Source organism: Shewanella sp. SR1, assembly GCF_020447145.1.
Classification (GTDB): Bacteria; Pseudomonadota; Gammaproteobacteria; order Enterobacterales; family Shewanellaceae; genus Shewanella; species Shewanella baltica.
This window is the reverse complement of sequence record NZ_JAJAEF010000009.1, coordinates 135,715-150,544: the sequence shown is the minus strand read 5'-3', so window position 1 is coordinate 150,544 and position 14,830 is coordinate 135,715. Positions and strand designations below refer to the sequence as shown.

8 protein-coding genes and 1 pseudogene are annotated in these 14,830 nt (G+C 46.6%); 3 read left to right on the top strand and 6 right to left on the bottom strand.

Features of this window, described 5'->3' with window-relative positions:
* Positions 1-211 precede the first annotated feature (211 nt).
* Together pbpG and KV201_RS10855 are read left to right on the top strand one after the other, a co-directional pair.
* Positions 212-1,177 carry a D-alanyl-D-alanine endopeptidase gene (gene pbpG / locus KV201_RS10860; RefSeq protein ID WP_226059325.1) on the top strand — a complete coding sequence of 322 codons (966 nt, stop codon included), beginning with the start codon at positions 212-214 and terminating at the stop codon, positions 1,175-1,177.
* Between the two features lie 199 nt (positions 1,178-1,376).
* A complete protein-coding gene (locus tag KV201_RS10855) occupies positions 1,377-3,002 on the top strand; it encodes a rhomboid family intramembrane serine protease (protein ID WP_226059357.1) in 1,626 nt (541 codons plus the stop codon).
* A gap of 29 nt (positions 3,003-3,031) precedes the next feature.
* Here KV201_RS10855 and KV201_RS10850 read toward each other — a convergent pair whose 3' ends face one another.
* From KV201_RS10850 to KV201_RS10825, 6 genes and pseudogenes are all read right to left on the bottom strand, one after another.
* On the bottom strand, positions 3,032-4,129 hold the full coding sequence (locus KV201_RS10850) for a calcium:proton antiporter (RefSeq protein ID WP_071940138.1): 1,098 nt from the start codon (positions 4,127-4,129) through the stop codon (positions 3,032-3,034).
* Positions 4,130-4,269: 140 nt separating this feature from the next.
* Positions 4,270-6,582 carry a toxin-antitoxin system YwqK family antitoxin gene (locus KV201_RS10845; RefSeq protein WP_226059324.1) on the bottom strand — a complete coding sequence of 771 codons (2,313 nt, stop codon included), beginning with the start codon at positions 6,580-6,582 and terminating at the stop codon, positions 4,270-4,272.
* Positions 6,583-6,708: 126 nt separating this feature from the next.
* Positions 6,709-8,424, bottom strand: a pseudogene (locus tag KV201_RS10840) (toxin-antitoxin system YwqK family antitoxin).
* Between the two features lie 12 nt (positions 8,425-8,436).
* Positions 8,437-10,734 (bottom strand): hypothetical protein, encoded by a 2,298-nt coding sequence (locus tag KV201_RS10835; RefSeq protein WP_226059323.1) that lies wholly within the window; start codon positions 10,732-10,734, stop codon positions 8,437-8,439.
* Between the two features lie 339 nt (positions 10,735-11,073).
* Positions 11,074-12,282: a NupC/NupG family nucleoside CNT transporter gene (locus KV201_RS10830; RefSeq protein WP_226059322.1), complete on the bottom strand. Its 1,209-nt coding sequence runs from the start codon at positions 12,280-12,282 to the stop codon at positions 11,074-11,076.
* A 310-nt stretch (positions 12,283-12,592) separates the two neighbouring features.
* On the bottom strand, positions 12,593-13,540 hold the full coding sequence (locus KV201_RS10825; protein WP_226059321.1) for a LysR family transcriptional regulator: 948 nt from the start codon (positions 13,538-13,540) through the stop codon (positions 12,593-12,595).
* 220 nt (positions 13,541-13,760) lie between these two features.
* Between KV201_RS10825 and KV201_RS10820 the strand changes: the two genes are divergently transcribed.
* On the top strand, positions 13,761-14,741 hold the full coding sequence (locus KV201_RS10820) for a dienelactone hydrolase family protein (protein ID WP_226059320.1): 981 nt from the start codon (positions 13,761-13,763) through the stop codon (positions 14,739-14,741).
* Positions 14,742-14,830 lie beyond the last annotated feature (89 nt).

The window sequence follows — 14,830 nt, the reverse complement described above, 5'->3', positions numbered from 1 at the left end:
GTAGTAAGTCAAAAGGCTGGATCTAGCCGCTTGATTATTCAAGATTAGTGACAGGTTAAGCTGGTTTTACATAAGAAAAATCGAGGAGAAACTGCTGATCTTGCAGATAAAAGTCTAATTACATTCTATTTCTTTCACGGTAGAACTCCTATACTTAGCCAAACCTTGTGCCATAGCACAATCTATCCCTTATCTATTCAGTGAAATCTAAATGAAGATCCGTTTTCTGCTCAGTAGTTTTATCCTTATATGCAGCAGTCTAACTGTTGCCGCGACAGCGCATTCAGCCGATTCGGCCTCTGTCACTACTAAACATGCCAGCAAAAATGCACCCGCTAAAAAAGCGCCTGCAAAACAGCAAGAAGTGGCATCGAGTAGCGCTATGGTGGTCGACCTTAAAACCAATGAAGTGTTGTATTCGAGTAACCCTAATGCAGTGGTGCCCATCGCCTCAGTGACTAAGCTGATGACGGCCATGGTGACCTTAGATGCAAAGCTGGCGATGGACGAAAAGTTAGCGGTTAATATTAACGACACCAAAGAAATGCGCGGCGTGTATTCTAGAGTGCGCATCGGCAGTGAAATTAGCCGTAAAGACATGTTATTGCTGACCTTAATGTCATCAGAAAACCGCGCAGCAGCCAGCCTTGCCCACCATTATCCCGGTGGTCACAAAGCCTTTATTAAGGCGATGAATGCAAAGGCTAAAGCACTGGGCATGAAGAATACCCGTTATGTTGAGCCGACGGGTTTGTCGTACAAAAACGTCTCCAGTGCCAGCGACCTAATTGTGCTGCTTAAGGCCAGTGAAGGTTATCCTATGCTAGGCCAGTTGAGTTCGACCGAGAAAAAGACGGTCACCTTTGCTAAACCTAGATACAGCTTAGATTTTCGTAACACTAACCGTTTGGTTTATAAAGATAACTGGAATATCCATCTCACCAAAACCGGTTTTACTAACGAAGCGGGGCATTGCTTAGTGATGCGCACCGAAATGGCAAAACGCCAAGTGGCCTTTGTGGTACTCGATGCTTACGGCAAATATACCCATATCGCCGATGCAAACCGTTTACGTAACTGGTTAGAGACAGGTAAAGTCACCCCGATCCCAGCCGAAGCTAAGCAATATAAGAAACAGCGTAGCCAGCAGCAATTAGCTAAGTTGAGTGAGACCTAGGGCTAGGCTTTTACTTAGACGTCGAGCTGGAGCGACTCTCTTGCTTTAACTGCTTTATAAAGACTAAAAAAACCAAAGGCCAGATGAGCAATCAATCTGGCCTTTGGTTTTTTCAATACTGTAAGTCATTGATGATTTTTGGTAAATTCCCCGTGGTATTATTACCATAGTGATTGATGTACTCAAGGAAGAAATACGTGTGGATGTACTGCTAAAAAAACTTCAACTGATCTATTTTCCCTTCTTATTCACGAGCCTGTTATTTATCTCTGGCTATAGCTTAATCCATTGGCTGTTGTTGATTAAATTTGAGTTTTTTAGCATAGATGAAGATCTGATCAATTTTGGATTACCGCTGATACTGTCATGGCTCTTGTTGCTTGTTTTTCTGCGGCCAAGGCTAAAACTGCTGAAGTTTGTTAAGGATAATTCACGCTTTTTCTATCTACTTTTCGCCGTGCAGCTCGTGGCTGTGCCTTGTATTATTGCGCAGGAATATCTTAAAACAGCAACGGGTCAGTTAACCCAATTAGCATCGATCCAAGAATTGTATCTACATAAAAAGACACAGTATTACCAGTTACAGCACGCTTATATTGATAAGACGCAAATTGGTGTGCAGCGAAATATTGAGGTTACAGGAAAAGGTAACAGTCACTTGAATATGACGCTCTATATTGCGATGCCGATTTTTGCGAGTGGCGCCGATCGTCTCCGAACTTCTGTCTTAGCTTGGTATGGCAAAATTTATCAGCAGGAGATCAGTAATAGACTCGAACCCGATGAAAAAGAACAAGCATACAAGGCGTTTTTGACTCAATCCCAACGTGAGTTTGATAAGTTTGACCCGCAAACGTTTGTTTACCTTGAACGATTAGCCCCTTCATCTCTCCAGAGAGACTTACTTAGCGCAGCGGAAAAAAGTCCGCTTTATCAAGCTGAATACCCAACGATTTTTATGCCGAAGTTTGAGCCATTTGAAGCCCGCAATGGCAATAAACTCGCTTGGATGCTGATTTGGTTTGTTGCAGGTGCTTTAGTCTGGTTTGTGCTCTTGCTACGGGTGAAACTGGATGAAGAAGCGCTTAAAGCTGAAACAGTTACAAAGCGTTTGAACCATGCGGGCACAATCGCCGAGCTTAACGATTTTTTTGAAATGATACGGCCCAAGCCGGGTTTTATTGCAACTCCTATTCTGATGTATCTCAATGTTTTAGTGTTTATCCTTATGGCATGGTCAAGCCAACATTTTATTAATTTACAGGGTAGTTTCATGCTCGAATGGGGGGCTAACTTTCGACCTAAAGTGCTTGCTGGTGAGTGGTGGCGCTTAATCACGAGTACCTTTATCCATGGCGGTTTAGCACACTTAGCGCTGAATCTTTACGGCTTGTTTTTTGTCGGCAGCTTTCTTGAGCCAGTACTCGGTAAGTGGCGACTATTTTTGGCGTATTTGATCACTGGGATATTAGCCAGTATCGCCAGTATCTGTTGGTATGATGCCACTGTGAGTGTCGGTGCATCGGGCGCCATTATGGGGCTATTAGGAATACTCGTGATTTGGGCTTGGAAAAAGATTTTCCCTGAGGATATCAACTGGGTACTGAGTATTAACTTGGCATTTTTTGTGACCATAAGTTTGGTCGCAGGATTATTGGGTGGAGTGGACAATGCTGCCCATATTGGCGGATTGCTGAGTGGGTTAGTGTTGGGTTACCTTTCACTGCGCTATGCTCGAGGTGCTCAGGGGGCTCGAGGTGCTCAGAGAGCTCGGAAGATTGAGGGCCATAGCCCAGCTAAAAAACGTAAGCCGAGACGCAAATAAGTCGCGCTCGGCTTTGGATTTAAGAAGATTTAGGCGTGTTCAAACATTAAGAACAAGTAAACGATAAACAGCACTATATGCGTCGCGCCATGCAGAGCATTGGTGCGACCGCTGCTGAAGCTGACCTTGCAGACCATTAAGCTGGTGATTAACAGCACCATGTCGGCGGGTGACAAGCCTAAATGCACTTCTTGATCTATCACGCCGCCAATAATTAATACTGCGGGAACAGTAAGGGCAATTGTGGCGAGTACTGAGCCGAAATACAGATTCATCGCCCGCTGTAATTGATTGTTTAACGCCGCCTTAAATCCGCCCACCGCTTCGGGTGACAAGATCAAACAGGCCACGATAAAGCCACCTAATGCCTGCGGTGCGCCTAAGGTAGCGACACTGTAATTGATTGGCATGGCTAAGGTTTTTGCCAATAAGATCACCACCAGCAAGTAACCAATCAATAGCACAGTATGATAGGCATTACTGCGTAATATGCCGTGGTGTTCCTCGTGATCTTCATGGTCTGCATCGACAAAGAAATGACTGTGGCTCTTGGTTTGTACGACTAAAAATACGCCATAGAGCAGAATCGAAATAATGATCAGCATCCAAGACATGGCTTTAGACATGCTGCCAATAGTGCCGCCTTCGGTAAAATTGGGCAGTACTAAACAGAGTAAGGCGAGGGGGATAATGACGACCAAATAGGATTTTACGCCATCTAAATTAAAAAGCTGGGTGTGGTAACGCCAGCCGCCAAGTAATAAGGTGAATCCCACTAAGCCGTTGATAATCAACATGACCACGGCGAACATAGTGTCGCGCGCCATCACAGGGTTAGGTTCACCTGTCAGCATCACGGAGGAGATCATCACCACTTCGAGTGATATGACTGACAGGGTTAAGATTAAAGTGCCATAGGGATCGCCAAGCTTAATCGCTAGCGCATCAGAGTGGCGCACCACTGAGAAGATGGCCCAAGTGACAACGCCCAATAGGGCGAGTGATACGGGAATATAGGTCGAAAGCGCAGTGCCATCGGCGAGTAGGCTATCGCCACCGGTTTTAAAGAATACTAAGGTCAGTATTCCCAGTAGCAGGGCGAACTCGTCTTTCATAAATGTCTTCATAGGCAGTTTGTCCAAAGCGAAAAAAAGGCCGTTAGTATAGACACTTGTTATGGCACACTTTGCATGAAACTTCTTTTAGATTTGGGGTTAAGGATAAATATTTGAGCTAGATCGCTGTAATCCCCAACCCCATTTCTACGTTAGCCGTGGTGCTCGGTTTTAATCAGTTTGCCGAGTTGATCATAGTGATTCCAATCCCCTGATTCTCGGTCGCTGATGTAACTGCCTTCGGTGCGTTTTTCGCCATTAGGCCAAAAGCTTTGCCATAGACCTTCCTTGCGATCCCTCAGATATGTCCCTTGTTCGGCTAGTTTGCCATTATTGTGATAATAGCTGGCATCGCCTTCTTTTTGGCCTTTTACCCAAGTTTCAACGAGTTGTGGTTTACCGTTCTGGTGATATTGTTTAACCTGACCATCGAACGAGCCTTTGGCATAAGTGGCCTCTAGTTTGAGTTGGCCGTTACTGAAGTATTCCTTCGATTGACCATGGTTTTGCCCGTCTAAAAACTCAGTGCTGGCCGCTTGTATTCCATCCTCAAACCAGCTTTCCCATAGTCCAGTTTGATTGCCTTTATCCATAGTGCCGCTGAGTTTTAGCTGGCCATTATTGGGATAATATTCGGCATACGGGCCTGTTTTGTCATTTTTATCATAGGTTTCGGAGCGGTAAACCACTTGCTTAAAGCTGTAAAACTCCCTAACGCCGTGACGCTTGTTTTCCTGCCAATGGCTTTTTTGTTGGATATTCCCTTCTGGAATAGCGCCATAGGTCGGGTCTTTTTCTTCGTAGCGGTAGTCAATCCACAGACCTGTTTTTTGATTATCGAGATATTGCCCTGCCACACGGCGACGTCCGTGGTAATACTCTATGTAGTCACCATTGAGTTTGCCATCGGCGAAGGTTTGCTCCCGCTGTTTCTGGCCTTCGCTGTACTGGATCCATAAGCCTTGTTTATTGCCGTTTTGATATTCGCCTTCCTCATTAGGGTCGCCATTGGCATACCAACGGGCAAAATGGCCATCGAGCGGATAACGGCTGGCATTTTCCTTTTTCTCCGAGGCGTAATGGGCGAGTTCGCGAGGTTTGCCATTGTCATAAAAGGATTCATATTGACCCACCCATTGACCGTTAATGCGTTTGCCCCGCTCATTAACAGTGCCATCCTCAAAGTAGGACTCGGATTTACCCGTCAGTTTACCTTCGACATATTCATCTAAGCTGCGCAGTTGACCATTGCTATGGTAACGGCGTGATTCACCGTGTCGCTGCCCCTGTTGCCATTGCTCAGAAGATTGCAGTTTGCCTGCGCTATAGCGCTCAAATAGCCCATCTCGAATGCCCATGTCGTAGTGGCTTTTTTCGAGTAAATTACCTTCGGCATCATAACGCTCCGATGGGCCATGAAGCGGATACTGGCCATTCTCAGCCAGCTTTGAGTCTTGATAGCTGCGCAGTTCTTTAAGTTGGCCGTTGTCGTAGAAATACTTTTGCGTACCGGCAAGTTGGTTCTGCTTATAGTTGAGATCGCTGGTGAGGTTTCCTTCGGCATTAAAATATTGCTGCTGTCCATCTAAAGCGTCGTTAACATACTGTTCTTCAACTTGTAATTTACCCGCATCATTAAATTGCTGACACTTGCCTTGGCGTTGTCCGGCTTTATATTGGCAGAGGCTGGCGAGTTCGCCATTGGGATAAAATGTCCGTTCTTCACCATCGAGCTGATTAAGGTTGAACTGGCTGGCACTTGATTTAGTCCCGTCGTCGAAGAAGGTTTCCCACAATCCTTGGCGGCGACCTTCGGCATCGAAGCGGCCTGTCACAGAGGCTTGCCCGTCGGGATTTTGCTCTAAATAGGGGCCGGAGAGTTGGTTGTTCGCATAGCTTTGGCTTTGGGATAAAGTACCGTTTTCATAGAAACTTTCCCATTTACCGTGGCGCAGGTTATCGAGGTAGCTTTCTTGGGCTTGAAGTTTACCACTGGCATAGAAGCGTTTTACCTGCTCCTTTTTCCCGTCTTTATAGCGTGTTGTTTGGGTAAGCTGGCCGCTGCTGTTGTATTCCTTCCATTCGTCCGTGGGCACGCCTTTGGTAAATTGCTGTTCCTCTGTGACTGCACCGCTTAAATCGTACAGTCGCCAAGTGCCATCTTGATAACCTTGCAGGTAGTTTCCTTCGACAAGCTTGCTGTTATTGGTATGAAATACTTGCCATTTACCATTAGGTATCCCTTCGGAAAACTGCCCTAATGTATAACCTTGGTTATCGCGGACTATGGCGATATCGCCATTTAAGGGCATGCCAGTGGCGAGGTTATAGTAGCTAGGGATACCGTCTTGCTGACGAATTTCGACCATCATGGAGGAGAGGTTTTGCGCTGCCTGCGCATGGAGACTCAGTATACTAGCCCCTGCAATGGCTAGGCTAATCACGCGAAATGGGGTATTGAACATGCTGATTCCTTGTTCTGGGTCTTAAGGCCAAGGTATGTGCGGCCTATATAAGAATCCTAATTTTAAACTGCTTGGTTTATCTATTGCGCTGTGCACTCAATGCAGTGCACAGCGTCTAGGCTTAAGCTAAAACCGAGGGAAAACATCATCAGAAGTGACCACAGGTGGTGGCATTTCCTGATTTAAAAACTGGCCATTATGGTAGCTATTAATCACCCGTATCCAGCCATGATCCTTAAACTCGTATTGTTTACCATCAAGCCTGCCTAGTTCGTCATAATTGGCGATTTGGAGCACATAGTCTTCTGATGAGCGCAATTCCCAATGGCCGACTCGTTTACCTTGGTCGAAGCGACCATACCAATAGCGTCTTTCAGGGTTGGGTATTGGGCGGAAACCGTACTCACCATCGGTAAATATCCAATCGCCATCCTGTTGACCATTGCGGTATACGCCTTTTTCATACACTTGGCCATTATTGGCGTAACGTTGCACTAATCCATCGGGCTTGCCATGTTTAAAGTGAATAGACTCAACCAACTGGCCTAAGTTGGTCTCGTTATGGTATTCACCGTGGAGATCACCATTATCATCGTGGCTATAGGTGAGGGTGGCGTCGTCTTGAAATTTCTTCCAAGTGCCTGCTTGTTTATCCTTGGCATATTGACCTTGCTCTACTAGCTGAGTTTTCCCTGTGGCAGGCTCAATTTTTACCGTTTCATAGGCGCCTTCACGCTTACCCTCCTCATAATATTCGCGGGAGAGGGTGATGACATCGTTGTAGTCAAAGGACTTGATCTGTAAACCATTCAATTGCTTATTGAGTCGCTCCTGGCGCTCGATTAACAAGCCTTTTTTGAAGGTTTCGGAGAGTGACCAGTTTTTGAGTTTGTCTTCTTCTTGAGTCTCAATCAATTGGCCATCGCGATAGCGCTGCTGTTTACGATAAACCTAGCGATTACCTTGGTATTTGCTGTCTGTGGTTTTTTTAATTTGCCCTTGGTCATCGTATTCGATGGCTTGGAGGACATCCCCCTTATCGTTGGTCACTTCCTTTAATTTGATCTGCCCATTTTCATAGTAAGTTAGTTGTTCACCGACCTTATAATCAGCTTGATATTGATAGTGGCGCTCGACCTTGCCATCCGGGAAGTATTCAAAATAATCCCCCTGTTTTTTATCTTTAACATAAGCTTGGGTCGAAAGCAGTTTACCAAAGCCCCAACTCGTTTCGTTGCCATGTTTGAGCCCATCTACCATGGGGATTTCGAGGTGTAAGTTGCCATTGTCAAAGTACTGGGTAACACAAGTACCACTGTTGCAGACCTTGTCCCTAAGATTTCCATCCCTATCAAAGTGTTCGCTCATGCCGACCTTTTTGCCATTTTTAATGGTGGTCTTCATGCTGATTTGACCGTTGATATGGTAGAAAATTTGCTCACCTTCGCGTTGATTGTTAACAAATTGACAGTCGCAATCGAGCGAGCCATCTTCTTTGTAGATTTTGACTAGCCCTTGACGTTGGCCTTGTTTATCAAAATGGCCTTCTTCCTGTAGCTTGCCACTGCTAAAACGGAACTGATAGGGACCATGTAGTTGTCCGTCGGTGAAATTGTGGCCCGTTGCCATGCCGCTAAAGTGCATGACCTCGGTATTGAGATAATAGAGCTCAACTTTAAACTGGCCGTCTTTGACTTCAACGGGTTGTTTTAAATAAAAACTGGCTGCTTTTTTATTTTTTACTGGTTCCCAGCTTTCATCCAGCAAAATGAAATCAGCACTCACTTGGGTGCTAATAAATAACAGTGCTCCAAGGAGCCGTTTTACTGTAAATATACGCATAACCGCTCCTTTTTATGGCAAAGGTTTAAAGGTGAATTCATAGGGGATATCGACGGGCTCTTTGGCGATCGTCATATAACTCACCTTGGCGGCGGGGCCTGCGATACTCAAATAGCGGCCATCGACCAGCACCTCGTTAATCTGCTGCTCAGTATTTTCGGGGAGTCGAATGGTTAACAGATTGCCTTGGGCATCTTCGACCTTAAAGTAATTTTTAAGATCTCTAATTGGCTCATTGCCATATCCGGTTTGTGTCAGCCAAGACTCTAAATCGATTAACCAAGGGCGGTCGGTTACAGCCAGTTCTAAAGGCTGCCAATGGATATCACCTTGGCAACGGATCTTACCCTTGATCTGTTTATCGTAGAAAAACTGCCGCACGCGGTCTGGGGTCATCAAACTATAGGCTGCCCCGTTTGGGGCATTGGGATCAAACTGCCAAGTGACTGGATTTTTACCCTCATTAAAACCTTGATCTATTTCAGGTTTGCAGGCGGTTGCCAAGGCAGCTGACATGGGAATATACAGATTATGACCATTGTCAGTTACAGGTTTTATCCCTTGGATCGTACTGAACTCATTTTTTGCAGCATCTAGCGCTGGATTGATAAAGCTACCTAGGCCAGCGTTACCAAACTCGGTGGGAGGATTAGCCAGATTTTTGTTGTAGTCGCTAAATTGTACAAAGCGGATCGTTTTGGTTTGAGTCAACTCCGGCTGGGGTTGTTGCTCAATTAACATCAGGGTTTTAGGAATTTCATCCAGCTTGAGTAACAGTGCGTTGCTGGTGAGGTGATGGCTCTCATCGGCTCCAATCAATTGCTCTAGCAGTTCCTTTTCTGTCGCCGTTAGCCAAGAGGGATAATTACCTTCGCGACGGGCCTCCGCCATCATGCCTTTAAATTGTTGGAAAGGCAGATTAATACTCTGATCCTCACTCTGCTTTGACACGACTTTAAACAGTTTAGCTTCGGCATCGAGTACTTGGATTGTTAGGCTGGCATCGCCAACCCTGTAAGGTGTTGCCAGCAGTTCATCCCACGACTTTTCGACGATCTTATTCGTCTGTGGGATAAGCGTTAGCTTGGCATTAATATGGTCTATCTGCTTGAGTTTATTCGCGGTGTTATCCCAACCCGTAGCAATAATATCGGTTGAGGATTCAATCGAGGGATTATAATTCCTCGCCCAACCTTTACCGTGCTGCCAGAAGTGAATGTCAATCGGTTTGCCGTTAGCATCATAGGCGGTTAAGTCTTCATAACGCACATCGGCTTCCACATATTGCGGACTCATATTGTGGACAAAGCGCAATTGCAGATCTTCAGGGGTATCAGTGCCCCAAGGGCCAAGATTATCTAAAATACCTTGTTGATCAGGTAATAAGGATTGAATAAATACCTTATTATTGGGGCGATATTCCTGCGCTACATCGCTAATGCGGTACAGCTCCTTTTGCCTATCATCCCTATCGCGCTCAGCATCAAAGCTATCATCGGCATGCCAAAGCGTGCTCATGATGTAAGGGCGATCCTTAGGTGTCATCACGGTTCGGTGGGTGAAGGTACGCCCTTGGCGCTCTTCCCGTTGAAAAAACGCCATGCTCTCTAACCAACCAGTTTTGCGGTTAACTTCGAACTTGCCATAGGCCTTATACTTGTCTTTCTCCCCTTGTAATACGGCGATCAGCTTATCTTCACTGACCTGCTCAACCGTCCAAGTTAAGCGCCCATCCATGGGGGCGTTGATGCTATAACCTACGCTAGGCTCAAGCGCCACAGGCAAGGTTGGGGCTTGTTTAAACAAGTTATTAAGATTTTGCCAGCGCTCAAATAACTCCTTGATATCTTTTTGATCCATCTTGGCAATGGGGGTCAGTTGGCGGACTTCACCATTGTTAAATTCCACATTAAAGCCATCTTTAACCAATTGAAAGATTTCATTGGACTTGCCTTTGGGGTCAATATTGCTCACCGGGATCGGCATGCCATAATCGCTAATTTGCAGCAGGTTAGGTTGGATAAAAAAGCGGGCGTTATGGGTTAACGGTGTGGTTAAGTTGACCGCCTTACCCCCTGCATCTTGTAATTGGTAATCCAGCAGTAATCGTGCCTGCAACACTTTGCGAGTTTCGAAACCATCGTTGAGGCTTATGGTAGAAATAATCTGATACTCGCGATCTGTGGGTATATTCGCCGTAACCGATTCTGAGGACGTCGTTGAGTCATCGCAGGCGGTTAACAAGAGTGTGATACTTGCCACTGTCAGTGCGATTGCGGCGTGAACTGCCTTGTATTTCCCTGTGGCCATTTGTACTCCCTTGGCTACGCATGTTATTGAAATGTAAATATATTAATCTTAGTTTGGCGACATTATACACAAAAACTATCTGAGGCAATAAAACGACGTCATCAAAATGTGCGCTTAAAAGGCGAGCAAGCAAGGTAAAGAGACTGTCCGTGCTTATTTGTTTGCGACGAAGTTTAGGTCAGCCTTGCGGCAATAAAAGCGAGTTTAGCTGGGGGGATAAAACAAAACCCAAACCAAGGCGTGCTTGATTTGGGTTTACGCTGGGATCCGCTTTTTCTATTTCGATGCTCGAGATCAGTGATTGATACTCGAGGACAGAAACCTGTTATCGAAAACAAGCTACAGCGAGAGGATCACGCTGGCGATTGCTGCACTCATGAGGTTAGCAAATACACCGGCGGCAATGGCGCGAAAACCATTACGGGCGATAAATTCGCGGCGCTCTGGCACCATGCTACCCAGTCCACCGATCAAAATTGCCATGGTTGAAATGTTCGCAAAACCACACAGGGCAAAAGTGACAACTGCCTGTGAATGGGCACTCAGTTGGTCTTCTACTTTCATTAATTGAATAAAGGCCACAAACTCATTCACCACGATTTTTTGGCCGATCAGTGAGCCCGCGGTAATAGCTTCATGCCAAGGAATACCCAGCAGCCACGCCATAGGCGCGAACAGATAACCGAGCAAGAATTCGAAGCTTAACTGGTAACCGAACCATTCACCCACAGCGCCTAACATGCCATTCAGCAGGGCGATAACACTGACAAAGGCTAGCAGAGTGGCACCGATCCCGACTGAGATCCGCATGCCAGACATAGCACCATCGGCTAAGGCTTCAACCACATTGGTGGCGCGTGGCAGTTCGACTGAGGTGATTTCATCTGAATTGTTTTTGTCATTTTCGTTGGGTGGCATGAGGATTTTCGCCATCAACAGACCCGCAGGTGCTGACATAAAGGCAGCGGCAATCAGATAGTTAAGATCGACACCTAAAGCGGCATATCCCACTAATGTACCGCCCGCGACTGAGGCTAAACCACAGCTCATTACCGCGAAGAATTGCGAATCGCTCATGTGCTTTAAATAAGGTTTGATCACCAGCGGCGCTTCAATCATGCCGACGAAGATGTTCGCCGTGGCAGATAAAGACTCGGCGCGGCCCGTGCCCAATAAACGCTGCAGACCACCACCAATAATGTTGATCACCTTAGGCATAAGACCAATATGGTACAGGGCTGAAATCAGCGCCGAGAAGAAGATGATGATACCTAACACATTGATCGCAAATACGAAGCCGACTTTACCCGTGGCGATATCGCCAAATAGGAAACCAATCCCTTCGTTGCCGTAGGCTATCACGCTCGACACGCCCGCCGTAACAGACTGCAATACGGCCTTACCCGCAGGGACGTAGAGCACTAACAGGGCAAATATAATTTGTAGGCCTAGGGCTAAAATCACAGTGCGGTAGGGAATGTTCTTGCGGTTCACTGACAGTAACCAAGCAAAAAACAAGATGCTAATCATGCCTAATATCGCGGTCATAATGGGTTTATTCTTTTGAGTGATAGAAGAAGTCGCGCATTGTAGGCCGAGTCAGCGTAAGGGCAAGTCGAGGGCGTTACTGGGCTGTTACGATAAAATCGTAGAAAATAGCAACAGTTTAAGTTGCTGTTTATGCAGGATAATAAAAATGATTTTGGCTACTGTTGCCCAGAGGAAATAATATTTGTGTCTGCGGCAATAATAGACATCACGCCACAGACGGCTTTAGGCTGGTGCAGTAGTCAGTGCTGGTTTGAAATGCAGCTTAAGTGGCTGTAGTTTAAATGACAGTAGCTTAAGTGACTGGAGCTTAGGTGACAGTCTTACCTAACCAAGGTTTGAGCTTTTTATCCCAGTAGGGCGGGTGGCCGATATGGGACTTTAAACATTCGATAATCACTTTGTACTTAGTCGGTAAATGGCGCCGCCTTGGGTAAACCACGTAAACGGGCATCTGTTGCAGCGGTTTCCAATCGGGTAAGAGTTGAATAAGCTTGCCGCTTTGAAACTCATCACTGAGTAAATACGTGGCCACGTAGCCTATGCCTCGCCCTGCAATCACGGCATTGCGCACGGCTTCGGCTAAGTCGACACGGTAATTGCCTGCCACATTGACGGTTTGCTCATGGTCATCCCTAGCAAAACTCCAGCGATCATAATTACGGCTTTTACTTTGATAGATAACACAATTGTGCTGAGCTAACTCCCGTGGATGGTGTGGGATGCCGTGCTTGAGTAAATAATCGGGGGAGGCGACCACCACAAAGTTAGTCTCGGCGAGATGCTGGGCGATATAACCTTCGTTCAGCTGTTCATGGTTAGTGATCCACAGATCGAGGCCTTCCTCTAGCATGTCGGCCTTATGGTCGAACAGGCTCAGCTCAAATCGTAATTCGGGATATTTTTCCTGCAACACTTCCAGCGCGGGGATGATGTGTAAGGTGCCAAAGGATTGGGAAGAACCGAGGCGAATCGTCCCGCTAATGTCGTCGCGGGCATCCAGCATCATGGCCTCGGCATTTTGCGTTGCTTCAAACACTTGCTCACAATATCGCGCAAATTGCTGGCCAGCGTCAGTTAACACTAAGGTGCGCGTGGTGCGCTGCACTAACAGTAAGTTCAGCTCAGCTTCTAACGCGCCAATTTGCTTGCTGACATAGGAGGTCGAGGTTTTTAACTTAGCTGCCGCTTGGGTAAAACTGCCACTGGTTACCAGAGTGTGAAATATCACCATCTGGCTAGCTCTATGTTGTATCACGCCAAGCCCTCTAGAATCTAAATCGCTATTTTAAGCTAGCCTAGCCTTAACCGACAGCCGTTTGTGCCAATCGTGTGTTATTTCAAACTAAGCTTACAAAACAGCACACGTTAAAGTCAGTTGCCCTAAGTACGATTCTTCCTTTACTCTTGAGTTAAATCTTCACACCCACAAGCTAGGGAAGTGACCTGTGGTTAGCTTGTTCAACGGAGGAATAACGATGACACAGCAAGACAAGCAAGCCGTAGCAGAAAAAAGCCAGATGAGTGTTCAGAAAATACAACCGATACCGCAGGAAGCCTTTGACTGGTATGACGAATATGCCCACGGCATTATCGATCGCCGTGAGTTTATGGGGCGGCTTGCAGGACTGGTGGCGCTAGGGTTTACCCTGACAACGCTCACGGGCGCACTCATGCCGAACTATGCCCTTGCCGAACAAGTGTCGTTTAACGACCCGAGTATTCAAGCCAGCTATGTTAAATTTCCCTCGCCCAATGGTTACGGTGAAGGGCGCGGCTATTTAGTAATACCCAATGAGTTATTGCTTGCGGGCAGTGCCGCTGGTGAGCCCAAGACTTTAGATCCCAGTAAAAAAGCTGCTGTGATATTAGTGGTGCACGAGAATCGTGGCCTAAATCCCTATATCGAAGATGTTGCTCGCCGATTAGCGGCGCAGGGGTATATCGCCTTCGCCCCCGATGCACTTTATTCCCTCGGTGGTTATCCGGGCAATGATGATGCGGGCCGCGCGATGCAAAGCAGTTTAGACAGAGCCAAAATTGAACAAGACTTTATTGCCGCCGCGCAGTTTTTAAAATCTCATCCCCAGAGCAATGGCAAACTCGGTGCAGTAGGTTTTTGTTTTGGCGGCTATATCGTCAATATGCTGGCCGCCACGATTCCCGATGAGCTTAATGCTGGCGTACCTTTCTATGGCACACCCGCAGCTGCAGAGCTGCGTGGCCGCGTGAAAGGGCCGCTAATGTTGCAGTTTGCTGGATTGGATCAGCGGGTGAACGACACTTGGGCCGAGTATGAAACCCAGCTAAAAACCAATAAAGCCGATTATGTCGCTTATCTTTACCCGAATGTGAATCACGGTTTCCATAACGACTCAACAGGACGATACGATAAAGCCACCGCCGAGCTCGCATGGGCGCGCAGCTTAGCCTTCTTCGATACTCGACTGCGTGGCTAACTGGGAGTGAAGCTCCGCTTACTCTGATCCCGCTTATTCTGATTCAGCTTACTTTGATTAAGTCGATGAGTGGCCGATTCATGCGCGCT